General features: G+C 52.5%; 19 protein-coding genes. All 19 read left to right on the top strand.

What is annotated here, in order from left to right; genetic code table 11:
• The 19 genes from IXC47_RS02470 (at window position 1) to IXC47_RS02380 (ending at window position 24722) form a co-directional block, all read left to right on the top strand.
• Window positions 1–492 carry a chemotaxis protein CheW gene (locus tag IXC47_RS02470; RefSeq protein WP_012079947.1) on the top strand — a complete coding sequence of 164 codons (492 nt, stop codon included), beginning with the start codon at window positions 1–3 and terminating at the stop codon, window positions 490–492.
• 128 nt (window positions 493–620) lie between these two features.
• A complete protein-coding gene (locus IXC47_RS02465; protein WP_195874596.1) occupies window positions 621–1499 on the top strand; it encodes a CheR family methyltransferase in 879 nt (292 codons plus the stop codon).
• Window positions 1500–1505: 6 nt separating this feature from the next.
• Window positions 1506–2117, top strand: coding sequence for a chemoreceptor glutamine deamidase CheD (gene cheD / locus IXC47_RS02460; RefSeq protein ID WP_175625676.1), 612 nt, complete (start codon window positions 1506–1508; stop codon window positions 2115–2117).
• 60 nt (window positions 2118–2177) lie between these two features.
• Complete coding sequence (locus IXC47_RS02455; RefSeq protein ID WP_195874595.1) at window positions 2178–3254, top strand: protein-glutamate methylesterase/protein-glutamine glutaminase; 1077 nt, start codon at window positions 2178–2180, stop codon at window positions 3252–3254.
• Window positions 3255–3404: 150 nt separating this feature from the next.
• Window positions 3405–3803: a chemotaxis response regulator CheY gene (cheY, locus tag IXC47_RS02450; RefSeq protein WP_124573874.1), complete on the top strand. Its 399-nt coding sequence runs from the start codon at window positions 3405–3407 to the stop codon at window positions 3801–3803.
• A gap of 25 nt (window positions 3804–3828) precedes the next feature.
• A complete protein-coding gene (gene cheZ, locus IXC47_RS02445; RefSeq protein WP_230089382.1) occupies window positions 3829–4461 on the top strand; it encodes a protein phosphatase CheZ in 633 nt (210 codons plus the stop codon).
• A 76-nt stretch (window positions 4462–4537) separates the two neighbouring features.
• Window positions 4538–5746: an EAL and HDOD domain-containing protein gene (locus tag IXC47_RS02440; RefSeq protein ID WP_195874593.1), complete on the top strand. Its 1209-nt coding sequence runs from the start codon at window positions 4538–4540 to the stop codon at window positions 5744–5746.
• Window positions 5747–5900: 154 nt separating this feature from the next.
• Window positions 5901–7073 carry a flagellar biosynthesis protein FlhB gene (gene flhB / locus IXC47_RS02435; protein WP_195874592.1) on the top strand — a complete coding sequence of 391 codons (1173 nt, stop codon included), beginning with the start codon at window positions 5901–5903 and terminating at the stop codon, window positions 7071–7073.
• Window positions 7070–9154, top strand: coding sequence for a flagellar biosynthesis protein FlhA (gene flhA, locus IXC47_RS02430; protein WP_195874591.1), 2085 nt, complete (start codon window positions 7070–7072; stop codon window positions 9152–9154). The genes flhB and flhA overlap by 4 nt, the downstream gene beginning before the upstream one ends.
• Window positions 9151–10425 carry a flagellar biosynthesis protein FlhF gene (gene flhF, locus IXC47_RS02425; RefSeq protein WP_195874590.1) on the top strand — a complete coding sequence of 425 codons (1275 nt, stop codon included), beginning with the start codon at window positions 9151–9153 and terminating at the stop codon, window positions 10423–10425. The genes flhA and flhF overlap by 4 nt, the downstream gene beginning before the upstream one ends.
• On the top strand, window positions 10418–11236 hold the full coding sequence (locus IXC47_RS02420; protein ID WP_195874589.1) for a MinD/ParA family ATP-binding protein: 819 nt from the start codon (window positions 10418–10420) through the stop codon (window positions 11234–11236). Before flhF ends, IXC47_RS02420 begins: the two co-directional genes overlap by 8 nt.
• A 7-nt stretch (window positions 11237–11243) precedes the next feature.
• Window positions 11244–11975, top strand: coding sequence for an RNA polymerase sigma factor FliA (locus IXC47_RS02415; protein WP_195874588.1), 732 nt, complete (start codon window positions 11244–11246; stop codon window positions 11973–11975).
• The gene (locus IXC47_RS02410) at window positions 11957–12697 is read left to right on the top strand and encodes a flagellar motor protein (RefSeq protein ID WP_195874587.1); all 741 of its coding nucleotides are present in this window, start codon (window positions 11957–11959) and stop codon (window positions 12695–12697) included. The genes IXC47_RS02415 and IXC47_RS02410 overlap by 19 nt, the downstream gene beginning before the upstream one ends.
• A 36-nt stretch (window positions 12698–12733) precedes the next feature.
• On the top strand, window positions 12734–13516 hold the full coding sequence (motD, locus tag IXC47_RS02405; RefSeq protein WP_195874586.1) for a flagellar motor protein MotD: 783 nt from the start codon (window positions 12734–12736) through the stop codon (window positions 13514–13516).
• A 424-nt stretch (window positions 13517–13940) separates the two neighbouring features.
• Window positions 13941–15614 carry a ShlB/FhaC/HecB family hemolysin secretion/activation protein gene (locus IXC47_RS02400; RefSeq protein WP_195874815.1) on the top strand — a complete coding sequence of 558 codons (1674 nt, stop codon included), beginning with the start codon at window positions 13941–13943 and terminating at the stop codon, window positions 15612–15614.
• Between the two features lie 78 nt (window positions 15615–15692).
• Window positions 15693–22976 carry a hemagglutinin repeat-containing protein gene (locus IXC47_RS02395; RefSeq protein WP_195874585.1) on the top strand — a complete coding sequence of 2428 codons (7284 nt, stop codon included), beginning with the start codon at window positions 15693–15695 and terminating at the stop codon, window positions 22974–22976.
• Window positions 22977–22991: 15 nt separating this feature from the next.
• Window positions 22992–23321 (top strand): hypothetical protein, encoded by a 330-nt coding sequence (locus IXC47_RS02390; RefSeq protein WP_195874584.1) that lies wholly within the window; start codon window positions 22992–22994, stop codon window positions 23319–23321.
• Between the two features lie 62 nt (window positions 23322–23383).
• Window positions 23384–23962: a hypothetical protein gene (locus IXC47_RS02385; protein ID WP_195874583.1), complete on the top strand. Its 579-nt coding sequence runs from the start codon at window positions 23384–23386 to the stop codon at window positions 23960–23962.
• A gap of 184 nt (window positions 23963–24146) precedes the next feature.
• Complete coding sequence (locus IXC47_RS02380) at window positions 24147–24722, top strand: DUF1345 domain-containing protein (protein WP_230089361.1); 576 nt, start codon at window positions 24147–24149, stop codon at window positions 24720–24722.
• Window positions 24723–24847 lie beyond the last annotated feature (125 nt).

Here is a 24847-nt window from a genome sequence, read left to right as displayed (position 1 = left end):
ATGATTCACAATATCCAAAACAATACGACCGGTGCAGAAAACGGCAATGAATTCCTGGCCTTCACTCTGGGCAAGGAAGAGTACGGCATCGATATCCTGAAAGTACAGGAGATCCGCGGTTACGAAGCCGTCACCCGTATCGCCAACGCACCTGAATTCGTCAAAGGCGTGGTCAACCTGCGCGGCATCATCGTGCCTATCGTTGACATGCGTATCAAGTTCAACCTGGGTGAGCCTACCTACGATCAATTTACAGTTGTGATCATCCTGAACATCGGCGGCCGTGTCGTCGGCATGGTGGTCGACAGCGTGTCTGATGTGATCACTTTGTCACCCGAACAAATCAAACCAGCACCAGAAATGGGTACAGCTTTCAATACCGACTACCTGATCGGTTTGGGCACCCTGGATGAGCGCATGCTGATCCTGGTGGATATCGATAAATTGATGTCCAGCAGCGAAATGGGTTTGATCGAAAAAATCGCAGCTTAAGGCTGGCGTATAAAAGATTGCCGAGTGGGCGAGCAGCATCAGGCTACGCAAACAATCGCGTGTAAGTTTTTGGCTATACGCATATCCGAGAGAGAGGATATGCAGCAGGCGAAAGGGGAATCTGCAGTATGAAAACCACTACTCAAGGTAGGGCAGAAGGATCTAAAGAGTTCGAATTCACCGCGCGTGATTTCGAGCGCGTCCGTGCCTTGATACATAAGAAGGCTGGCATTGCACTGGCCGAGAGTAAACAGGAGATGGTTTACAGCCGACTCGCGCGTCGTTTGCGTGCGACCGGCATAGCTTCTTTTGTCAGCTATCTGGATCAGCTGGAGCAGGGTGGCAGCGATGAAGAGTGGGAAGCATTTACCAATGCGCTGACGACGAATCTGACCTCCTTCTTTCGCGAAGCACATCACTTCCCGATCCTGGCCGACCATATCAAGAAAATCAAGGAGCCTATCGAAATCTGGTGCTCGGCCGCCTCTACCGGTGAAGAGCCTTATTCGATAGCGATGACTGCGTGCGAAGCGTTTAATACGCTGACGCCGCCGGTGCGCATAATCGCGACCGATATCGATACCAATGTACTGAACACAGGCGCTAACGGTGTCTACTCGATAGATAGGCTGGACAAGATGGCACCTGAGCGCGCCAAGCGCTTCTTCCTGCGTGGCAAAGGTGCGCGTGAAGGCATGGTGCGCGTGCGTCCTGAATTGCGCCAGCTGATTACCTTCAAACAGGTCAATCTGCTCGAGAGCAACTGGGGTATTTCCGGCCAGTTTGATGCGATCTTTTGCCGCAACGTGATGATTTATTTCGATAAGCCGACACAAGGCAAGATACTGGATCGCTTCGCACCGCTAATGAAGCCGGACGGTTTGCTGTTTGCCGGTCACTCAGAAAACTTCCTGTATGTGACCGATGCATTCAAGTTGCGCGGAAAAACAGTTTACGAATTAGAGCCAAACAAAAAGGCGGGCTTGTCGCAATCACGTCGGGCATAAGAATCCATGAATGAACTGACCAAAGAGCATTTCGCCACGAACGTCTATTACGACCGGACCTTCGACCGCGACGCAGCCAAGATCTTGCCAGGTGAGTATTACTACACCGGCAAGGACATGCTGATCGTTACCGTACTTGGGTCTTGTGTCTCGGCTTGCATACGCGATCGCGTGACTGGTGTAGGCGGCATGAATCACTTCATGCTGCCGGATGGTGGTGGCGATGCGGATAGCCCGATTTCAGCATCGGCACGCTATGGCACGTATGCGATGGAAATCCTGATCAATGATTTGCTGAAAGCAGGTGCGCGCCGCGAAAACCTGGAAGCCAAAGTATTTGGCGGCGGCAATGTCCTGAGCGGTTTTACTTCGATTAACGTCGGTGAACGCAATGCCCAGTTCGTGCGTAATTTCCTGAAGGTGGAAAACATACGCATCGTGGCGGAAGACCTGAATGACGTGCATCCGCGCAAGGTTTATTTCTTCCCGCGTAACGGCAAAGTGCTGGTCAAGAAACTCAGACAGCTGAACAACAACACATTGGCTAATCGCGAGCAGGATTACGCCAACCGCCTGCAATCAGGCGCAGTCAGCGGAGATGTAGAACTCTTTTCCTGACGCAAATAAAAAATATCCATCAATAAAATAAAAACGAAGACGTTTTGCCAGGGTAGCCTCATGAAAATTAAAGTATTGATCGTCGATGATTCAGCGCTGATACGCAGCGTCATGAAAGAGATCATCAACAGCCAGCCGGACATGGAAGTCGTCGGTGTCGCACCAGATCCCATCGTTGCCCGTGATTTAATCAAACAAACAAATCCGGATGTACTGACACTGGACGTCGAGATGCCACGCATGGATGGCCTCGACTTCCTGGAAAAACTCATGCGTCTGCGCCCGATGCCGGTGGTTATGGTGTCATCACTGACGGAGCGTGGCTCGGATATCACTTTGCGTGCGCTGGAACTGGGTGCGGTAGATTTTGTCACCAAACCGAAGATGTCTATCCAGAGCGGCATGCTCGAATATACCGAATTGATAGCAGACAAAATCCGTACTGCTTCCAAGGCACGTATTAAGTCGCGTCAGATCACGCCGCATGATGCGAACAAGGTCAGCGGCGAAGCATTGCCGATGATACGCAATCCGCTGACCAGTAGTGAGAAGCTGATCATCATCGGCGCATCGACTGGTGGTACTGAAGCAATTAAGGATTTCCTGATGCAGATGCCATCCGATTGCCCGGGCATTTTGATCACGCAACACATGCCGCCAGGCTTTACCAAATCGTTTGCACAACGGCTCGACAGCTTGTGCAAGATCAGTGTGAAAGAGTCCGAAGGTGGTGAACGTGTACTGCCAGGACACGCCTACCTCGCACCTGGTCACTCGCATTTGCAACTGGTGCGTAGTGGTGCCAACTACATGACGCAACTGGATCAGGGGCCACCAGTCAATCGCCATCGTCCATCGGTTGATGTGCTGTTTCATTCCGCTGCAGTGCACGCGGGCAAGAATGCTGTCGGTGTAATTCTTACAGGCATGGGTAAAGATGGTGCACTCGGTATGCTCGAGATGAAAAACGTCGGTGCATATAACTTTGCGCAGGATGAAGCTTCTTGCGTAGTATTCGGCATGCCGCGCGAAGCAATTGCCGTTGGTGCAACTCACGAAGTCGGTCCCTTGCAAGCATTGCCAGGCATGGTTCTGGGTTACCTTGCCGCACACAGCAGTCGTGCCTTGCGCGTCTAAGTGTTGATTTACGACAAGTGCTATCGGATTTCTCTCAAAATTTATGTATCCTCAGTGCATAATAGTGAGAGCTCAAAAAAGCGGATGTTGTAGACCATGTTCGATTCTTTGCAGGATCGATAAACATATAGAGATTTAATGGAGTAATTCATGTCAGGCCCAAACACCAAATTTTTAGTTGTTGATGATTTTTCAACGATGCGTCGCATTGTTCGTAATCTCTTGAAAGAATTGGGCTACACGAATGTCGATGAGGCTGAAGATGGTGCAATGGCACTGGCCAAGTTGCGTAGCGAGCAATTCGATTTCGTCGTGTCCGACTGGAATATGCCTAATATGGATGGCTTGACCATGCTGCAGCACATTCGTGCTGATCCGGCATTGTCGAAGTTGCCAGTGTTGATGGTTACCGCTGAAGCCAAGAAAGAAAACATCATCGCAGCAGCGCAAGCAGGTGCAAACGGTTACGTCGTCAAGCCGTTCACTGCCGCGACGCTGGATGAGAAGCTGGCCAAGATTTTCGAGAAACTGGCTGCTGCAGGAGCCTGAGTTGACTAGCAACTCATCTGCACAGATGGTGGATGCGGTAAGCGAAGCGGGCATACCGCATGATGAAGTGCTGTCGCGCGTCGGTCATATGACGCGTGCCTTGCACGAAAGCTTGCGTGGCCTGGGTTTCGATCAATTAGTAGAACGTGCATCGCATGACATCCCGGATGCACGTGATCGCCTCGACTATGTAGCACGCATGACCGAGCAGGCAGCGCAACGCGTACTGAACGCGACCGAAGCTGCCGGACCTTTGCAAGAGCAAGTGCAATCCGATGCGGCGGCCATGTCGACGCAATGGCAGCAAGCCTTGCAGGGCGACTACTCGGAAGAAAAATTCAAGGCGCTGGCTGAACAAACGATCGCACATCTGAATGCGACGCAGGTAGCGACCACGGAAACACGCCAGCATTTGATGAACATCATGATGGCGCAGGACTTCCAGGACCTGACCGGGCAAGTCATCAAAAAAGTCACCGAGCTGGCGCACGGCCTGGAGCAGCAGCTGCTGCAATTACTGGTCGACTACGCACCAGCCGAGAAAAAGAAAGAAGTTGATAGCGGCTTGCTCAACGGCCCGCAAATCAATCCTACTGGTCATGACGTAGTGGCAGGACAAGAGCAGGTTGATGATCTGCTCGAAAGCCTGGGTTTTTGATTTTCGCCCAGGGCATCCATGCCGACTTCGGTCACTGTGCAGTACCTATCCCTGAATTCCCATGTCCTGAATTCCCATGTCTGAATTGAAATTCATCGTCCGTGAGCCTTTGCTCAATGCCGCGCAACAAATCCTGGGCTATGAATTGTCCTGGTTTGGTGGCGAGCAGGGTGGTGGCATGGCCAGCGATGACGACTTGCTCGAGCTGGTGGAGGTGCTTGCTGCGCAATTACAGGGTGCGGAGGCTGCCGCTCAACTGAATGGCAGCTTGCTGTTCCTGGAAGCGACGCCAGCCCTGATTGCGACCAATGTGGTGCGCAAGTTACCGGCCAAGAATACGGTATTTCGCCTGACCGCCGCCGATCTTGCCGATCCTGAAACGCTGAAGGCGGCCAGTGCATTGCGGCTGGCAGGTTATGGTATCTCCTTGCGCGGCGCTGATGCGCTCAGGACGGGTAATCCCTTGCTGCAAGTCGTCAGCCATGTCGAGGGTCGGCTTAGTCATGAACAAGGCGCGGCGATACCGATAGCGGCCTTGCAATCGACGACCGTCAAGGCGGTCGTGCGCAAGCTGGCATCGTGGCAGGAATACGATGTCTGTGCCTTGCAGGGCTTACATGCGTTTATAGGTAACCTGTACCTGACACCGCGTGCGCATGCCCAGAAAAAAGGTTTGAATTCAGCGCAAATCATCATCATTCAATTGATGGAGATGTTGCGCCAAAACGCTGACATCCGTGAACTGGAAGAAGTCCTGAAACGCGATGCTGCACTGTCCTACAAGCTCTTCCGTTACATCAATAGCGTCGGTTTCGGCCTCGGTGCCGAAATCCAGTCGCTGCGCCATGCAGTGACCATGCTGGGTTACTCGCCGCTGTATCGCTGGTTGTCGCTGCTGCTGGCAACGGCGAGTACCGATAGCCATGCGGCGGTGCTGATGCAGACGGCGATCGTGCGCGGCCGCTTTGCGGAATTGGCCGGGCAGGGTATCCTGCCGAAAAACGAAGCCGAAAACCTGTTCGTGGTTGGCATGTTTTCCTTGCTGGATCGCTTGCTGGGTATGCCGATGGAAGAAGTCCTGGCTAAAATCCAGCTGGCGGAACCGGTGGCCCAGGCTTTGTTGACGCGTGATGGCATGTACGGTCCGTTCCTGGCCCTGGCTGAGGCCTGTGAGCTGAATAATGGCAATATTGCAGCACTGGCCGACTCGCTGTTCATCAGCGCGCGCCAGGTCAATGAAGCCCATTTGGCCGCATTGCTGTGGGCCCAGGCCCTGAAGATTTAGTTATCCCTGCCATTTCCCCGCTTTGCATGACTGAAAAGCGGTGCCTTTCCCACCTTATTCCCCCGATTAGTCCGGGGCGTTCTGGCCAATAATCTACTCATAGGTCCGTATAGCGTCGTGTTGCACGCTATCGGAAGCACCTCAGGAGTCGGCTTTGGCTGAAGAAAGTGATCTCGAAAAGACGGAACCCGCGTCACCGCGCAAGCTGGAACAGGCGCGGGAGCAGGGTGACGTGCCGCGTTCGCGCGAGCTGGCGACTTGTACGCTGCTGCTCGGCGCGGGCGCTGCTTTCTGGATCCTGGGCGGCCGTATGGTCGGGGAGCTGAACAAGATGCTCGCCGCCGGTCTTTCCTTCGATCGTGAGATGGCCTTCGACATGGAGCTGCTGCTGGCACATGCTGCAGCCAGCATCATCGATTTGCTGATTGCATTTGCCCCGGCTGCGCTGATCCTGATCGTGGTGGCGCTGGCTTCGCCTGCACTGATCGGTGGCTGGCTGTTCAGCGGCAAGGCCTTGCAACCGAATTTTGGCCGTATGAACCCGATCAAGGGTCTCGGCAATATGGTTTCCAGCCGCGCTGCGGTCGAGTTGGGCAAGGCCATCGCCAAAACCATCCTGATTGGCTGGATCGCATGGATGGTGATGCGGCATGAATTCGACGCCATCATGGCGCTGAGCGTAGAACCGCTGAAAAGCGGCACCGAACATTTGGGACACCTGCTGGTGTTCAGCTTCATTTTCATCGCAGCCGGTCTGGTGATCGTGGCTGCCATCGATGCGCCTTATCAAATGTGGCAACACGCGAAAAAACTGATGATGTCGCGCCAGGACGTACGCCAGGAATCCAAGGAGTCCGAAGGTAATCCTGAGATCAAAGCGAAGATCCGTCAGCAGCAACGTGAAATGGCACGCCGCCGCATGATGTCCGAAGTACCGACCGCAGACGTGGTCGTGACCAACCCGACCCACTATGCGGTCGCGCTCAAATATTCCGAGAACGGCATGCGCGCACCACGCGTGGTGGCCAAAGGTGCCGACGAAGTCGCGGCCAAGATCCGTGAGCTCGCGATGGAAAACAACGTCGTGCTGCTGGAAGCGCCGCCACTGGCACGTGCGCTGTTCCGCCACGCTGAACTCGGTGACGAAATTCCTGAAGCTTTGTATATCGCAGTGGCTGAAGTGCTGGCCTATGTATTCCAGTTGCGTGCGTATAGCAAACACGGCGGCAACCGTCCGGTCAAACCGGGCGACCTGGATGTGCCGCCAGAGATGGACCCACTTAATCCCTCTGCAGCTGATGCAGATTCGAATGGCCTGCCACAATGAATAGCCTGAAATTACCCGCCTGGATGACTAGCCAAGGATCGCGTGCTGTCGCAGCACCGCTGATCATCATCATGATGCTGTCGATGATGGTGCTGCCGCTGCCGGCTATCGTGCTGGATATCTTCTTCAGCTTCAACATTGCGTTGTCCATCATCGTGCTGCTGACTGCCTTGTACACGGTCAAGCCGCTGGACTTCATGGTATTCCCGACCGTGCTGCTGGTCAGCACCATGCTGCGCCTGTCGCTGAACGTCGCTTCGACCCGTGTTGTATTGACCGAAGGTCATAACGGTCCGGATGCAGCAGGTAAAGTGATTGAGGCCTTTGGTCACTTCCTGATTGGCGGTAACTACACAGTCGGTATCGTGGTCTTCGTGATCCTGACCATCATCAACTTTACGGTCGTCACCAAAGGTGCAGGCCGTATCGCTGAGGTGGGTGCACGTTTTGCCCTGGATGCGATGCCGGGTAAACAAATGGCGATTGACGCGGACCTGAATGCCGGTCTGATCGGCGAGCAGGATGCACGTCTGCGTCGTACCCAGGTAGCGCAGGAAGCAGAATTCTACGGCGCGATGGACGGTGCAAGTAAGTACGTGCGTGGTGATGCGATCGCCGGCATTATCGTTACCGTCATCAACGTGGTCGGTGGTCTGGTGGTCGGTATGGTGCAGCACGATATGGGCTTCTCCGCTGCGCTGGAAAACTACACCTTGCTAGCTATTGGTGACGGCCTGGTGGCACAGATTCCTTCGCTGATCATCTCGACCGCTGCCGGTATAGTGGTATCGCGCGTCGCTAGTGAGCAAGACATCGGTGGTCAACTGATCGGCCAATTGTTTGCGCGTCCACAAGTGCTGTACATCACCGCGGCCATCATCGGCGGCATGGGTTTGATCCCAGGCATGCCACATGTGTCCTTCCTGTTCCTGGCCAGCCTGATGGCAGGTGCTGCTTATCTGATCTCGCAGCGCAACCTGAAAGCACCGGAAGTTGAACCAGAAGTGACTGCACCACCACCGGCACCGGAAGTGGAAGAGGCGACCTGGCAAGATATCGTGCAAGTCGATACGCTGGGCCTGGAAGTCGGTTATCGCCTGATCCCATTGGTTGATAAATCGCAAAGCGGTGAGCTGTTGCGCCGTATCAAAGGCATCCGTAAAAAATTCGCGCAGGAAGTCGGCTTCCTGTCGCCGCCAGTACATATCCGTGACAACCTGGAGCTGAAACCATCTGCATATCGCATCACGCTCAAAGGCGTGGAAGTCGGCAGTGGTGAAGCACTCGCTGGTCAATTCCTTGCGATCAACCCAGGCATGGTCAGCGGTACTCTGCCAGGACCAACCACCAGCGATCCTGCTTTCGGCTTGCCAGCCACCTGGATTGATTCCAGCATGCGCGAACAGGCGCAAGGCATGGGTTACACCGTGGTGGATGCCGGTACCGTGGTGGCGACCCACCTGAATCATTTGATCACTACGCACGCAGCTGAATTGCTGGGTCGTCAGGAAGTACAGCAATTGCTGGATCACCTGACCAAGGAATCGCCGAAACTGGTGGAAGACCTGGTACCCAAGCTGATCCCGCTCTCGACCCTGCAAAAGGTCCTGCAAAACCTGCTGATCGAAGGCGTCCATATCCGCGATATGCACACCATCATAGAAACCATGACCGAACACGCAGCCTACATCCAGGACGTCAACGAACTGACTGCTCTGGTTCGTGTAGCGCTGGGACGCGCCATCGTGCAGCAACTGTTCCCGTCCACCAATGAACTGTCGGTGATGACACTTGATAACCGCCTTGAACGTCTGTTGACCCAGGCCTTGCAGGGCAGTGGTGCAGACGGTGCCGGTATCGAGCCAGGTCTGGCCGACACCATAGCTGCGCAGGCTGAAGCCGCGACGCGTCAACAGGAACAATTAGGATTAACACCGGTACTGCTGGTGCCAGCGCAATTGCGCGCATTGCTGGCGCGCTTCCTGCGCCGTGCCTTGCCGCAGCTCAAAGTGCTGTCGCACGCGGAAGTCCCGGATTCAAAAACAATCAGAGTAACTAGCTTAGTTGGAGGTCAGGTATGAACGTCAGGAAATTCACGGCAAGCACGTCACGCGGCGCATGGAGTCTGGTGCGCGAAGCACTCGGACCTGATGCGGTCATCCTTTCGAATCGCGCTATCGATGGCGGGGTCGAGATCCTGGCACTGGCCGGTGAGGATATGGCCTCGCTGGCAGAACCTATGGTCGAGCGCGCTGCCATTTCCGAAACCACACTGGCTTCGCTGGTGCCACATCACAAGCCAACGCAGCCAGCTCCACTGGCTTTGACCTCGAAGGCAGCAGATACAGCCCCGGCATCCGACCGCGTTGAAATCAGCACCGCTGAATTGAATAACATGATGAGCGAAATCCGCTCGATGCGCGGCATGCTGGAGATCCAGTTGTCCGAGCTCGCATGGAACGATCCGCAAAAGCGTGAGCCAGTCAAATCGACAGCCTTGCGTGAAATGCTGGCAGCCGGTTTCAGTGCCAGCCTGGCGCGTTACCTGATCGCTCGCCTGCCTGCCGGTGCCAGTAATCAAAGCGGCATGGACTGGATCAAATCCATCCTGACCCGCAACCTGACCACCATAGGCGATGAAAACGAAATCCTGGAAAAGGGTGGTGTCTATGCGCTGGTCGGCCCTACCGGTGTCGGTAAAACAACAACCACAGCCAAACTGGCTGCGCGTTGCGTCATGCGTCATGGCCCAAGCAAACTGGCTCTGATTACAACGGACGGTTACCGTATCGGCGGTTACGAACAACTGCGCATCTACGGCAAAATCCTCGGCGTCATGGTGCATTCGGTCAAGGATGAAGCTGACCTGCGCATCGCGCTGGACGAGCTCAAAGGCAAGCATACGGTGCTGATCGACACGGTCGGTGTCAGCCAGCGTGACCAAATGGTGGCAGACCAGATCGCCATGCTGGCCGGTGCCGGTGACCAGGTCAAACGCCTGCTGTGCCTGAATGCGACTTCGACCGGTGAAACACTGAACGAAGTAGTGCGCTCCTACATGGGTGATGGCCTCGCGGGCTGCATATTGACCAAACTGGACGAAGCTGCAACCATTGGCAGTGCACTAGATGTAGTCATTAGACAGAAATTGAACTTATACTACGTCGCGAACGGACAACGCGTGCCGGAAGACCTGCACGTCGCGAACCAACAGTATCTGGTAGACCGTGCATTTAAACTCAAGCGCGAAACAGCGCCATTCCAATTGGGTGATGCGGAGATACCAGCTGTCATGGCAAATACCGTCCGTGCAATGAACGATAAGAGTTTGCGTGAGGTGATTCTTGGCTAGTTTCGAATGTGATCAGGCAGAAGGTTTGCGGCGTATGCTCGCAGGACCGAAGCCGCGCATTTTTACATTTTTATCTGCGGCTTCGGCCACCGATAAAAGCGCGATGCTGGTCAATCTGAGCGCCTCGCTGGCTTTAAGTGGCAGTGATGTCGTCCTGCTCGACGCCTGCAGTTCCAATGATGGCATCAGCCATCGCATGGGCGCAGAGTTGCAGGCCACGCTGCTGGATGTGGCACGTCAGGAACGTGCATTGAACCAGGTCGTCCATGCAATGCCGCAGGGCTTTGGTCTGGCTTCGCTAACGCGTGGTTCCCTGCGCGCAGCGAATGGCAGCGATCAGCATCAGCAACGCCGTTTGTCGAACGCCTTTGGCGTCTTGGCGGCGCAATCTGATGTATTGATGGTCGATGCCGAACTGGATATGAACGATAACTTTGCTATTCCGGCGATGGGCAATGGCGAAATCATCGTGCAGGTCACACCAGGTGCTGCCTCCATCAAGAAAGCATACGCACTGATTAAACGATTAAACGCGCAATTGGGTCGCCGTCCATTTGGCATCCTGGTAACCGGTGCCGATGCACAGGAAGCCGCTGTCGTTTATCAAAACATGGCGCAAGCAGCCAGCCGTTACCTGGCCTTGCAATTACATTCCGTTGGTTTTGTACCGCAGGACGATCATATGACACGCGCTGCACGCTTGGGACGCGCCGTCATCGATGCTTTCCCGCTGGCAGGCGCATCCGTTGCGTTCCGTGGCCTGGCTGAACGTTTTACCTTGTCCGCTCATAGCGCCAAGTTTGGAGCCTGATTCACACATGTATACCGCGGCCGGAAAATCGGACAAAAATCATCTGGTAACTGAGCATGCGCCGCTCGTTAAAAAGCTGGCGCACCAGATGAAAGCCAAGCTGCCGCCCAGCGTAGAAGTCGATGATTTGATACAGGCTGGCATGATAGGCCTGCTTGATGCAGTCAGCCGTTATGAAGAAACGCACGGCGCACAGTTTGAAACCTATGCAGTGCAGCGCATACGTGGCGCCATGCTGGACGAATTGCGCAGCAGTGACTGGATGCCACGCAGCATGCGCCAGAACATGCGCAAGATCGAGGTGGCGATGAACACCTTGCAGCAGCGTCTCGGACGTGCACCGAATGAAAGCGAAGTAGCGAAGCAGCTCAAGTTGTCGCTGGCCGACTATCAGGACTTGCTCAGTGATGGCGGTGGTCACCAACTGGTCTACTACGAAGATTTCCACGATAACGAGGATAACGAACACTTCCTCGATCGTTATTGCACCGACGAGTCTCCGGATCCGCTGCAGAACCTGATGAACACAGGCTTCCGCGCTGCCGTGATCGAAGCGATCCAGGCCTTGCCGGAGCGAGAAAAAATCCTCATGGGTTTGTACTACGAGCAGGAAATGAATTTGAAGGAAATTGGCGCCGTCATGGGAGTCACCGAATCACGCGTATCGCAATTGCATAGCCAGGCTATCGCCAGGATGCGTGCGAACTTAAGGGAGAAAGCGTGGACTGGGGTAGCTTAGTTGGTATAGCACTGGCGCTGGGCGGCATCCTCCTCGGGCAAATACTCGAAGGCGGTGCTTTAGGTTCGTTGGTACAACCTGCAGCCTTCATCATTGTGGTGGTCGGCACGATAGGCGCGGTTCTGCTGCAAAGCGGCTGGCGCAACTTTGTGCAAGGCGTAAAAATGGCCGGTCAGGTCTTCATGCCCAAGGACGACAATTATCCTGGTCTGATCAAGGACATTACCGCATGGAGTGTCATCGCACGCCGTGAAGGTCTGCTTAGCCTGGAACGCGTCATCAAGGACGTCAAGGATCCGTTCATCGCACACGGCCTGCGCCTGATCGTCGATGGTGTAGATCCGACCAAATTGCGTGATGTGCTGGACCTGGAAATAGGCGCATATGAAACACGTCAACGCCTGGCCATCAAGATCTGGGAAGCCGCGGGTGGCTATGCGCCGACCATCGGCATTCTGGGTGCCGTATTGGGTTTGATCCACGTGATGGAAAACCTGTCCGACCCTAGCCGTCTCGGTAGCGGTATCGCTGTAGCTTTTGTCGCGACCATCTATGGTGTCGGCTTCGCCAATCTGGTCTTCCTGCCGATCTCGAGCAAACTCAAGGCATTGGTCAGCAGGGACATCTTCAAACGTGAAATGCTGGCAGATGCATTTGCCGGTATTGCTGCAGGTGACAATCCGCGCTTGATCGAAGAGCGGATGAACGTCTATACGATGTAAGTTAGCCCGCCCAAAGCGTAGGCAGATAGATCCACCATGGCACGTAGAAGAAAATACGAAGAAGAGCATGAAAACCATGAACGTTGGCTGGTGTCCTACGCCGACTTCATCACGCTCCTGTTCGCCTTCTTCGTCGTCATGTACGCGATTTCATCCGTCAACGAAGGCAAGTACCGCATCCTCTCCAGCTCGCTGGGCATCGCCTTCGGTGGTGTCGCAGCGAAGACCGAAACCATCAAGGACCCGGTCAATCAAAATACTCCCATCCTGCCGCTGCCTATACCATCGCCATCGCAACGCGCGAATGAAGCAGTCGTCAAACGCGAGAAAGCACGCATGACCAGCATTGCGCGCGACATCCTCAAGGCCATGGCTCCTTTGGTTAGCCAGGGCAAAGTGCGCGTTACGCAAACCAATCGCGGCGTCAGTGTGGAAATCAATGCGAGTGTGCTGTTTGCGCCGGGTGAGGCGAAACTGAATGCACAATCGGAAGCAGCATTGCGTGCAGTGGCTCAAGTCTTGAAGGACGTCGATAACGACATCCAGGTCGAAGGTCACACCGACAACACACCTATCAACAACTCCATGTTCCCTTCCAACTGGGAGCTCTCCGCGGTACGCGCCAGCAGCGTGGTGCGCTTATTCCTGGCAAATGGCGTCGCTGAAAAACGCCTGGTCGCCATGGGCCATGGTGCTAACCTTCCTGTCGATAGCAATGACACGACAGAAGGGCGTCTGCGCAATCGTCGCGTGCAACTGATGATCCTCTCGGGTATGCCTGATGTGGTGACTGAAGTGCCGGTTACTGCTGACGATTAAGTACCGTCTCCCTCTATTCTTTGGCTTATTCGCCACAAGTCCCCGTGTTTGGGAGAAATCCCCCAAACTTTATTAGCTCCGCTATTGGAGGATGTTGGTATCGCGTGTCGAAAGTGCCTGTTTTTGCACGCTGCCTCGCTATCCAGCATGAGGCTTAACGATGCGCATTTTTTCTCTGGTGCGTCATTTCTAATTTCATTCATTTGTTTTTAAGTTCTCTTATTTTTGAATAAGATTGCCCTTATTTTTGGTAACTTTGTTGCGTCTGGAACCCCTTAAATATGGGAGGTGCTCGCGCTAAATTCTCTATATCGTCCTGATTTTTTTGAGGCATATATTGAATCAAACCGAGACATCCACCGTTGCGCATCAGCTCACGACTACCAGTTCTCTCGCCAGCAAATCAGTTACCGCAGCAACTTGCCTGCTCATCGCCGGGCTCTTCTGTCTTGCTCCGGCGTATGCGCAAAGTCCTGCCGCCGACGAGTTGTTGCGTCAGCAAGAACGTGAGCGGCAATTGCGTTTGCAGCAAGAGCAGGTCCCTGACGTTCGTCTACAGACGCCAGAGATGCAACCGTCTGCATTGCTGTCGGAGAACGAGACACCTTGTTTTCGCATTAATCATATTTCGCTGCTTGGTGATGCTGCCGAGCGTTTTCAGTTCGGCCTGAAGAGCGTGATTGATGGTGAGGACTCGCCTATAGGCAAATGCCTGGGCGTAAGCGGTATCAATCTGGTCGTGGGTCGCATACAGAACGTGATCGTCGATAAAGGATATGTAACGACGCGTGTGCTGGTATCGCCACAGGATCTGAATGCAGGCAACTTAGTACTCACCGTGATTCCAGGGCGCGTGCGCAACATCAGGTTTGCGGCTGACGCCGATCCGCGTGGCACGAAGTGGAATGCCATGCCGGTTCAGTCTGGCGATATTTTGAATCTGCGCGATATAGAGCAAGGCCTGGAAAACTTTAAACGTGTTCCGACTGCAGCGGCTGATATCAAGATAGAAGCCGCGGAAGGTGAAGGCGCGCAGCCGGGGCAAAGTGATCTGGTCATTTCATACAAGCAGGATATTCCGTTCCGTATGTCCGTCTCGGTCGATGATTCAGGTTCCAAATCGACTGGTAAATATCAGGGCAGCGTGACGCTCTCCTACGACCATATGCTGACGTTGAATGATCTGTTCTATGTCAGCTTCAACCATGACTTGGGTGGTGGCGATAGCGGGGCAAGGGGGACACGCGGTGGCGTTGCGCATTACTCGATACCGCTTGGCTATTGGTTGCTGAGCACAACTGCCACACGCAACCGTTACTTTCAAACTGTCGCAGGCCTGAACCAGGATTATGTTTACTCCGGTACCAGCGCCAGCAATGATCTCAAGCTATCTCGCGTGGTGTATCGGGATGCGCAGCGCAAAACGACTTTGGCCGTACGCGGCTATCTCAAAGAGTCGAGCAACTACATAGAAGACACGGAAATAGAAACCCAGCGCAGGCGCACTGCGGGCTGGGAGGTCAGTGTCGCGCATAGAGAATTCATGGGCGCGAACACGCTCGATCTCAATCTCGCATATCGCCACGGCACTGGTGCATTCCAGGCATTGCAGGCCCCGGAAGATCTGTTTGGTGAAGGTGCCTCACGTCCCAAAGTCTGGAATGCCGACGTGTCTGTATCAGTTCCTTTCCAGCTTGCGCAACAAAACTTCCGTTACCTCGGTGCGTTACGCGCGCAGTGGAACGACACCCCTTTAGTACCGCAGGACAGGTTTGCCATCGGCGGTCGTTATTCGGTGCGTGGCTTTGACGGAAACATGATGCTGTCCGCCGATCGCGGCTGGACCTTGCGTAATGACATAGGCATGGTCCTTGGCCCGATAGGTGCAGAGCTATATCTCGGACTCGACTACGGTCAGGTCGGAGGGCAGTCCAGCCGCTACCTGCTAGGCAGGCGACTGGCTGGTACGGCCTTGGGACTGCGCGGCAGTGTGTTGGGTGTTTCGTACGACATCTTCGTCGGTCAGCCGATTAAGAAGCCAGATGGATTCAGGACTGCAAATACGACCGCAGGCTTCAATCTGAACTGGAGCATTTAGAAAAACGCGTGGCTCGTAAAACCTTGTGATTCACATTTATCACATTTCCATATTGAATAAATCAGGCAAGAGGCAGACATGAATAAGCATCTATATCGCATCGTTTTCAATAAAGCGCGCGGCATCATGATGGCGGTCGCGGAGAATGTATCTGCGTATGGCAAGGGGGATGCGGCATCATCTGCTGTAATCAGGCCGATGGTGGAGCAGATTGATTTACGTCTGAAATCCATTTCCTTTGCCGCCAAATTGACCACCGGGGTCATGACAGTCATCATGCCTTTTGCCCATGCGCAGATCGTGGCAGACCCAACTGCACCGAACAACCAACGCCCGACCATCGTACAAACAGCGAATGGTCTGCCACAAGTCAACATCCAGACACCATCGGCTGCGGGCGTGTCGCGTAATACCTATAGCCAGTTCGACGTGCAGAGCAATGGTGCCATCCTCAATAACAGCCGGGACAATGTGCTCACCCAAACTGGTGGCTGGGTGCAGGGTAATCCATGGCTATCGGGTGGTGCGGCGCGTGTGATTCTCAATGAAGTCAATTCCAGCAACCCCAGCCATTTGCGTGGCTACGTCGAAGTCGCAGGGCAGAAGGCAGAAGTCATCATCGCCAATCCTGCGGGCATACAAATCAATGGCGGTGGCTTCATCAATGCTGACCGTGTCACGCTCACGACGGGAACTGCAACAAGCAATCCGGTCAATAACGGATCACTGGAAAGTTACCGCATTACGCAAGGCACCATCAGTGTTGAAGGCCTGGGGCTGGATACGCGCGGTGCAACTTACACGGACATTTTGGCCAGGTCGGTGCAAGTCAATGCCGGTATCTGGGCGAATAAACTAAAAGTGGTGACAGGCGCGAATGACGTGTCCGTCAACGGTACAGATTATCCGGGCAATGTGGCGCAAGGTATTACACCGATTGCAGGCGCCGGGCCAACTCCTCAATTCAGTCTTGATGTCGCTGCACTAGGTGGCATGTACGCTGGCCACATCTATCTGGTCGGCAGTGAAAGCGGCATGGGTGTGCGTAACCAGGGGGCCATCAATGCGAATGGCGGTAACCTGGTTCTGCTATCGAATGGTTTCCTCACGAATGAGGGGGCGATACTGGCTGCATCGTCGAATGGTAATGGCGGAAAATTGCATATCGAGACTGCAGGCAATATCACTAACAGCGGTGCCCAGGCGGTTATAAGAGCACAAGATCAGGCTGATCTTGTGACGACTGGTGAGCTATTCAACACTGTCGATGCACGTATAGATGCGAACAATAATCTTGCTATTACAGCAGACACACTAAGCAATGCCGGCAAGCTAGGCGCTACGGACAAGTTGATAGTAAATGCCACAAATATCGACAACGCAGCAACCGGCGAGATGGCTGCCAACACAGCAAACCTTACTGCCGCAAATAAACTCAGTAATCGTGGTCTGATCGACGGAACGGAAACCGTCTTACGTGTAGATCAACTCGACAATATAGGCACTGGCCGTATTTATGGCGATCAACTAGCCATTGCGGCAAATACACTGAACAACGATAGCGAAACACTAACCGGCCTGCGCTCAGATGCAGTCATCGCTGCTCGTCAGCGTATGGATTTGGGTGTCGGCACGCTCAACAATCGCGATGGATCATTACTCTTCAGCGCAGGCACAGAAGAAACTGCGCTGAACATCGGACGCAGTCTGGACGCGCAAGCGCATGCGACAGGCACGGCAGATGTCGTCACTAATCAAGCTGCGACGATAGAGTCGATGGGCGGCCTGACTATCACGGCAGGCAAGATTAATAACTTGAATCCTGACTTCAGTACACGTACCGATACCACTAGCGAGTCTACCTATATTCACTACATACGCTTGGGTGGTACCAGATATCTGGAAAGTGCTCTGGGGCGTTGCTTTAAATGTGCATCGGATCGCTTCGATGACGGTGATCCGAGTTTGCCGCGTCTGGAGTATGTGGCACCTAGTAGTGCTTATCCTTTTGAGGCAGGATTCTCACGCGTTCCGTATCAACTCAACACGTATGAGTACTATGAAACGGAAGTAGGTGGAATGACCGTACAAGTGCCGTATCTGTATCCAGCAGATAGCCCGGTCTGGGCGCTTTTCGGTGTCGCGGTTGGTGACCAGGTAACACTGAGAAGCTATCTGCAGAGTTACAACCAAAGCATCATTTCTCGCGCCTATCGTGACTTCTATCAGATATGGGTAACGAGTACGCAAACCGTACAAACTGTTGTCGACAATCCGGGTACGCCAGGACGCATAATTTCGGCAGGTGGAATGAAGCTGGCTGGTGCAGCGGTTCTCAATGACAATAGCCAGATCATGGCTGGCGGTAATCTGGACATCTCCGGCGCTAGTCTGACAAACACAGAGACTATGGGGCAGAAAGTGGTAACAGATTTTGGCTCCTTCCGCGGCGATAGTGTGAAATACAAAGGTTATGGCATACACGCGGGGTACTTCGGTAGCGGTGCTTATGCCGAAGTGACGGAAAGTGTTACAACCAAACTAGATACATCGGTCGCTAAAGGCAATACCAGTGTCTCGGGGACAGGGACGCAAGTTGCAGGGCCGCGTACGCCACCTAGCAGCAGTCTGCTGATACTTAATCCCGACCCGTACGATAGCCACATCTACAAGGGCGATCCGCGTTTCAATAACCAGCAACAATGGCTATCCAGTGATTACATGTTGCAGGAGCTCGCTACTGATCCAAACACAATAAAAAAACGTCTGGGTGACGGTTTCTATGAACAAATGCTCATTCGCGAACAAGTCGCGGAACTGACAGGGCGCAGATTTCTTGATGGCTACGCCAGTGACGAAGCACAGTATCAGGCATTGATGCAAGCAGGCGCCGCTTATGCCAAGCAATGGGAATTGGTGCCCGGCGTTAGCCTGACTCCAGCGCAGATGGCTGCACTCACCAGCGATATCGTCTGGTTGGTCGCGCAAGAGGTAGTGCTGCCAGATGGAACGACCACTACAGCGTTGGTGCCTCAGGTATATGTCGTGCCTAGACCTGGCGATTTGTCGACTGGCGGCTCATTGCTGGCAGGGCAGAACGTTAATATCCAACTCTCGGGCGACCTCAAAAATTCCGGCACCATCGCTGGACGTAACGTCATGCAGATCAACGCCGACAATGTGCAGAACTTTGGAGACATAGTCGGTAAAACAGTGAATGTAGCGGCGCAGGAGGATTTGCTTAATATTGGTGGCAGCATTGTCGCAAACGATAGTCTGACTGCAAGCGCAGGCAGAGACTTTGTCATCGAAAGTACAACCAGTACAGGTACAGCTTCGTCTGGACGTTCCAGCAGTTCTCTCACTCAGATAGACCGCGTAGCGGGGCTGTATGTGACAGGAGATAAGGGCATCCTTGTAGCTAGTGCTGGCAACGACTTTAGCGTTCTGGCAGGTGTGCTTGCCAGTTCTGGTGATATACAGGTTTCCACTGGAAATAATATGAACTTGGGTACGGTAGAGACTGCATACAAAAGCGATCTCACCGCGAATGATCGTAACTACATGCGGGCATCCGGAACTCAAGACGTTGGTAGCCAGATTGTTTCCGTTGGTAAAACTACTTTAACGGCAGGGAATAATTTTGATGCAAAAGCCGCTACTGTTAATGCCATAGGTGATTTAAGTGTTAATGCTGCAGGTGACATCCAAATTGCTGAAGGTCGTGCGACCAGCCAGAGCGATGACGCACGTTATGCGAAGAGTAAAGGATTTCTTTCTTCGTCCAGTACCGAAAGCCGTGAGCAGAGTTCGAGTAATACCGCTATTGGTAGCTATTTTGGTGGTGACAACGTCACCATTACGTCTGGCGGGAGCGCAGTAATCCGTGGTTCTACAATCATTGGCGACGCCGATACGAAAATAGCCGCGGATAAAGATTTGATCATCGAAGCCGCGATCAGCTCTAGTCAGTCCAGTACGTTCTCTGATTCGCGAAAAGGTAGCCTAATCTCGAGCAAGGAAAACAAAAAAACTACCGAGACCTACAATACGCAGGTGGTGGGTAGTTCCGTCGCAGGGAATAACGTTACGCTTTCAGCAGGCAGTGATATTGCAGTTATAGGGAGCCAGGTTGATGCAGTGAAAGACGTTATCGTCAGCGCCGGGCAAGATGTCTTGATTGCTGCTGCAATTGAGGACCACAATACTGCACAAACAAGTGAAACAAAACGATCCGGATTCTCGGGAAGTTTTCAGACAGGTTTGTCCGTGGGTAGTAGTAAGAGCAATCAGACCCTGGATCAACAAGGGCAGCTTGCGATTACATCCAGCATCTCCGGAAATAATGTCAAGATCAATGCAGATCGGGATGTGGATGTGCTCGGCAGTGCGGTACTGGCAGACAAAGATATCAACATCGCCGCTGGCAGAAATATCAATATAGACGTCGTCAAAGAAACACAGAGCACGACAAGTACCAGCCAAAGTTCCAGTACCAGAATAGGGCTGCATCCGAGCCTGAGCGGCAGTATGACCATACTCGGCATCAATTCTGAAAAACAGAATGGTCAAGCGGATGGGCAGAGTTCCGTCACCAGTTTGTTGTCGGCTAATAGCGGTAACCTCACCATGGTAGCCGGTAATGCGGGTACGCGGGATGCCACCATCACGACACGCGGAGCAGATCTGTTGGCGGGAAATGCGATTACGCTCGAAGCTGATCGCATCGACCTGTTGGCTGCACGTGACACGAGCAGCAGTAGCAACCAGGCAGAAAGTAAGAGTTTCACTGTGGGTAGCAAACCTGCAGGGCAAATTGGCGGACTGATCAATAGCGCAATTGAGTCGGCCATGGCGGCTAGCCAAGGTAGCGGCAACGACAGGCTGGATAATGCCCTGGCGTTAAAGGCTGGATACGACACCTACAAAGCGATAGAGAAAAGTGCGGCACTTGCCAATGGTTTTAAAGACTTGGCACAAGGTGCAGACCCAGGTGGAGCTGCGTTTGGTGTATCCATCAGTGTCGGTAGCTCTAAATCGAGTAGCTCTAGCAGCTCAGCAAGTACGGAGGTTACAGGTACCAATTTACAAGCCAAGTCTATCGACCTGAACGCACGCCAGACCGATATCACCATGGAGGGCGCTAAACTTCAGGCAGAAACGATTAACCTGGAGGCCAAGCGGGACGTGATTTTAGTCGCTGCTGCGAATACCAGCGAGGTGCATAGTGTTAATAAATCCTCGAGTGCAAGTGTAGGCATCACGGTCGGTATCGGTCAGCAAAGTGGCATCAGTCTTCAGCTAGGCGTGCAAAATGCCAAAGGCAAGGCTAATGGAGAAGAAACTACCTATGACAACACACTCATCACTGCCACAGATAAGCTCACGATAAAAAGCGGTAATGACACGACCTTGCAGGGGGCGCAACTCGCAGCTCAGCAAGTGAAAATGGAGGTAGGTGGCGACCTTACTATTCAGACTTTACAGGATCAAAGCAAATACGAAAGCGAACAGAAGAGCAGTGGCTTTGGCCTCAGCTTATGTATACCGCCGTTCTGCGTGGGTGCCAGCTCAGTCTCCGTCAATACAAGCAATCAAAGCATCAAACATAATTACCAAAGTGCTCAGGGGCAGAGTGGTATCTCGGTGGGTGATGGCGGTTTTGATATCACCGTGGCCAATGCGACAGATCTGGTTGGCGCAGCTATTACCAGTACAGCCGACAAAACGAAAAATAACCTTAGCACCGGTAGTCTGAGCAGCAGTGATCTGAACAACGTACAAGACACTGCCACCAAAAGCAGCAGCTTTAGTGGAACAGCTGCTTTGGGGCCTGGTGCCACGATCTCTGAGAATCTAACTAAATTAGGTAATGACAGCGCACTCAATCTTCTGGGTAATGCCGCGGCAAATAAGGCCTTGCCAAAAGACGGGCATGAGCAAAGCCAGACATTGAGCGTTATTAGCCCGGCAAATATCACCATCACCGGCAGCAACGCCGAGCAGAATGCGCAAAGTCAGCAAACAGCTGAAGAGCTGACAAGTCGTGATGCATCTATTGCCAACGGTGCGCTTACCAACACACTGACTCTGCAGCAAGCGGCCGAGCTTGAGAAGAAACTGCAGCAGGCGCGTCTGGAGGATCAGGCTGCACGCATGATGGGTGAGCTAGGCCAAAAAATGGCCGAGGATATAGGAACGTACGCTAACAACAAAGTCTTGGCATTAATGAGTGATGCAGAGAAAGCACTTGATTCGGGTAACGTTGCCTTAGCGAACGAGCTCAACGCGGAGGCAGAAAAATGGAATGAGGGAGGGATCTATCGTGTTGGTCTGCATACGGTAGTTGGGGGAGTGAGCGGAGGTGCTGGAGGAGCATTAGGAGCGGGTTTTAGTGCGGAACTTATACCAGAAATAGCCAAATCAATTGATGCGCTTGATATTCCCGTGGATGCAAAGCAGGCGCTAATTACATTGGCCGGAGCAGCTGTTGGCTCTACGGTCGGTGGCGCTGCTGGTGCTGCGACAGGGCTTAATCAAACGGTCAATAATTATCTTAATCACGTTCGACCCAAGATGCTACAACTCTCCGAAAAGGAACTTTATGATAATGCTGCTGCGGCCTGCAGTAGTGGAAATAATTCGGATGCATGTAATAAGCGAAATGAGTTAGCATTATTATCAGCCCAGCGTGATGCTATTTTTCAGGCTGTTTGTGGTAGTGGGCCGTCAACAGATTGCAACCAATTGATTAGCCAAGCTAAAGCAATGGGTAATATTGTTGGCGGTAAATATGGTTCTGTTGTTTATGCGAATAGTCCCGATGTATCACTGGGATTGAACATGCAACCTATTGGTCCGTCGGATTTAAACAAAGCATATGCCAATGCATTTCAGTATCAACAAGCTTTGAGCTTACAAGATGGTTTATATTTGGCCGGTTCGGGTTATGTAGGTGGAAAGTTGGCTGCAAGTACTTTGGATATGTGGAATGCTTATCGAGCTGCTTCAGCTGCATATTCAAGCGGTGCAGCATTGGGAACAGGTGTTACAGTTGGCGGCGTATCTTATACTGCTTCCGCAGCATTTAATGCTTTATACGACGAGAGATTTGGATCGGGGCAACCTTTCGGAGTTGGTTTTGATCAAAGATTTTCTTATGGTGGGTTGGGGACTTCTGCGGCAATTGGGGGGCTAACTGGGTTATACGGCACAGCAATGTTTGGTTGGGCAGGAGTGCCAAACTCAATAACTAATGTTATGACGTTACCAGGGGCTATTATCCGCATTAATAGTGCTTTGTTAGGTAAGACAGCAGGAGAAGCTATGCATAGCATTCTCAAATCTTCAAATAATCGCTAACTTATTTAGGTTTTTATGTTTGATGGGTTTTGGTCTGGTTTATTCAGTGGATTATTTGGTCCGGCCTTAGTAACGTGGTTAGGTAAATTTAGATACGGAGTGATATTTCTTCTATCTATGTTAGCGGTTCATCTTGGTCTATTTCTTTTGGGTGTTTATGCAAAGGGATTTCGAGCCGCAGTTCAAATTACGTTAGATAAAACATTTACTTTGACCGGCATTTTTGTACCTGCGGGTATAGGCTTGCTTGTTATGTTTGTGGCTTTTATTGGTTCATTGAACAAATCTCACACTGGCCAATTACAGAAAAGCCCACGATCTAAAAATGAAAACAAAGACGATTAATGGGGCAATATTTAGATCGGTTTCATTTATTCCTTTTTATATGTTCTTTTGAATATTTGTAAATGAATAAAAACATTCTATTTCTAATGGCCATATGTTTTCTCCTAAGTGGCTGTAACACACTCAAGCAAAACGTCGTTGTCAGCGAACCTACAGGAGGAGAGCGCGCAAGAGTCCGGGTCGTTATTCAAGATATCGATTACCGTGGGGTGCGGGCTTATCCAAGCAGCACATGCGTGAACGATAAGTTGCCAGGAAACGGCATGGTCGCCAATGTCCAAATGGTCCTGGGATTTGAAAAAAATCTGAACAATAAAAAAATCGGCATACCTGAGACGGCATATTCTGGTGATAAGAATTTTGTCACTTCTGAGATTTATGTCGCTGCGAATGAACCGATTACATTCAGGTTTCACAAGCCAAACACCAAGATTGAAGCGGGGATATATTCGACCTGGCGTAATGACGGTTGTTATATGAAAAAGACCTTGATCCCTGAACCTAACGCTGACTATGAATTGATCTTTACCGACGTTCCGCAATGTATGGCAACGGCGCAGAAGATAGTCAAGACTAACGAGTCCATGACGATGGTGCCGGTTGAGTATAAGGATACGACTGACTGTGGAAGAAAGAGATAAACGATCAAATGGTCGATGATTAAAATGCCTGGCATGTGCCAGGTATTTTTTCGTCTGCTCTCCATGCAAGAAAGGCGCTAAGCTGAGCTTGCGATTAAAGACCATGCGCGACTGCTGAATAAACGGTAATCTGACATTGTTTAGTCCGGATAGGCTATCTACCCCTATGTCTAAAGCATCCCATTTGACTCGCTCCCACCTGCGCCTGACGTCTATCATACTGATCGCCGTCATAGTCGCTCTGATCACGCCTGATTCATGGAATCTTGTCACACGCGCCCTGGCCGGCTGGAATGTCGCGGTGTGGGCGAATCTGTTGCAGATGGCATGGTTGATGACGACGTCCAGTCATGAACGGGTGAAGGCGATAGCTGAGCGTGAGGATGCCGGGGCGGGGACGGTGGTCGGGATTTTGTCTATTGCTGCGCCTTTGAGTTTGCTGGCGATTATTCTCGAGCTTACTTCGGCCAAAGGTTTGGCTGGCACTGACCAGCTTGTACATTATGCGTTCACTGGTGTGACGGTGCTGGGTTCCTGGTTGTTGCTGGGTGGCGTGTATACGCTGCATTACGCACGTCTGTATTACCAGTCGCCGGTGAAGAGCAGGGCTTTGAAGTTTCCTGATGCAGAGCTGAATCCCGATTATTGGGATTTCCTTTATTTCTCTTTTACGATTGCTGTTGCTGCGCAGACTTCCGATGTGACGGTGATGTCTTCGGGCATGCGCAAGGCGGTGCTGGCGCAGTCGGTGTTGAGCTGAGCCTGTCAGATTTTTTGTGTGCCGAAGGTCATGAGATGATACCGAAAGGGAAACACCATGACTACATCGATGAGCACAGTAAAAAAGCCCAAGAAACCGAAAGCCCTCAAACTTTTTTCCGACGA

The sequence above is a fragment of the Herminiimonas contaminans genome (assembly GCF_015645465.1).
In the GTDB taxonomy this organism is placed as follows: domain Bacteria; phylum Pseudomonadota; class Gammaproteobacteria; order Burkholderiales; family Burkholderiaceae_D; genus Oxalicibacterium; species Oxalicibacterium contaminans.
The sequence above is the reverse complement of the archived record's forward strand: the minus strand, read 5'-3'. Positions and strand labels throughout refer to the sequence as shown.

Excerpts from the sequence above, each read along its gene's own strand:
- IXC47_RS02455 (WP_195874595.1), top strand. The coding sequence starts at position 2,178 with ATGAAAATTAAAGTATTGATCGTCGATGATTCAGCGCTGATACGCAGC.
- cheY (WP_124573874.1), top strand. The coding sequence starts at position 3,405 with ATGTCAGGCCCAAACACCAAATTTTTAGTTGTTGATGATTTTTCAACG.
- IXC47_RS02415 (WP_195874588.1), top strand. The coding sequence starts at position 11,244 with ATGTATACCGCGGCCGGAAAATCGGACAAAAATCATCTGGTAACTGAG.
- IXC47_RS02465 (WP_195874596.1), top strand. The coding sequence starts at position 621 with ATGAAAACCACTACTCAAGGTAGGGCAGAAGGATCTAAAGAGTTCGAA.
- flhA (WP_195874591.1), top strand. The coding sequence starts at position 7,070 with ATGAATAGCCTGAAATTACCCGCCTGGATGACTAGCCAAGGATCGCGT.
- IXC47_RS02390 (WP_195874584.1), top strand. The coding sequence starts at position 22,992 with ATGTTTGATGGGTTTTGGTCTGGTTTATTCAGTGGATTATTTGGTCCG.
- IXC47_RS02440 (WP_195874593.1), top strand. The coding sequence starts at position 4,538 with ATGTCTGAATTGAAATTCATCGTCCGTGAGCCTTTGCTCAATGCCGCG.
- cheD (WP_175625676.1), top strand. The coding sequence starts at position 1,506 with ATGAATGAACTGACCAAAGAGCATTTCGCCACGAACGTCTATTACGAC.
- flhF (WP_195874590.1), top strand. The coding sequence starts at position 9,151 with ATGAACGTCAGGAAATTCACGGCAAGCACGTCACGCGGCGCATGGAGT.
- IXC47_RS02385 (WP_195874583.1), top strand. The coding sequence starts at position 23,384 with ATGAATAAAAACATTCTATTTCTAATGGCCATATGTTTTCTCCTAAGT.
- motD (WP_195874586.1), top strand. The coding sequence starts at position 12,734 with ATGGCACGTAGAAGAAAATACGAAGAAGAGCATGAAAACCATGAACGT.
- IXC47_RS02470 (WP_012079947.1), top strand. The coding sequence starts at position 1 with ATGATTCACAATATCCAAAACAATACGACCGGTGCAGAAAACGGCAAT.
- IXC47_RS02395 (WP_195874585.1), top strand. The coding sequence starts at position 15,693 with ATGAATAAGCATCTATATCGCATCGTTTTCAATAAAGCGCGCGGCATC.
- cheZ (WP_230089382.1), top strand. The coding sequence starts at position 3,829 with ATGGTGGATGCGGTAAGCGAAGCGGGCATACCGCATGATGAAGTGCTG.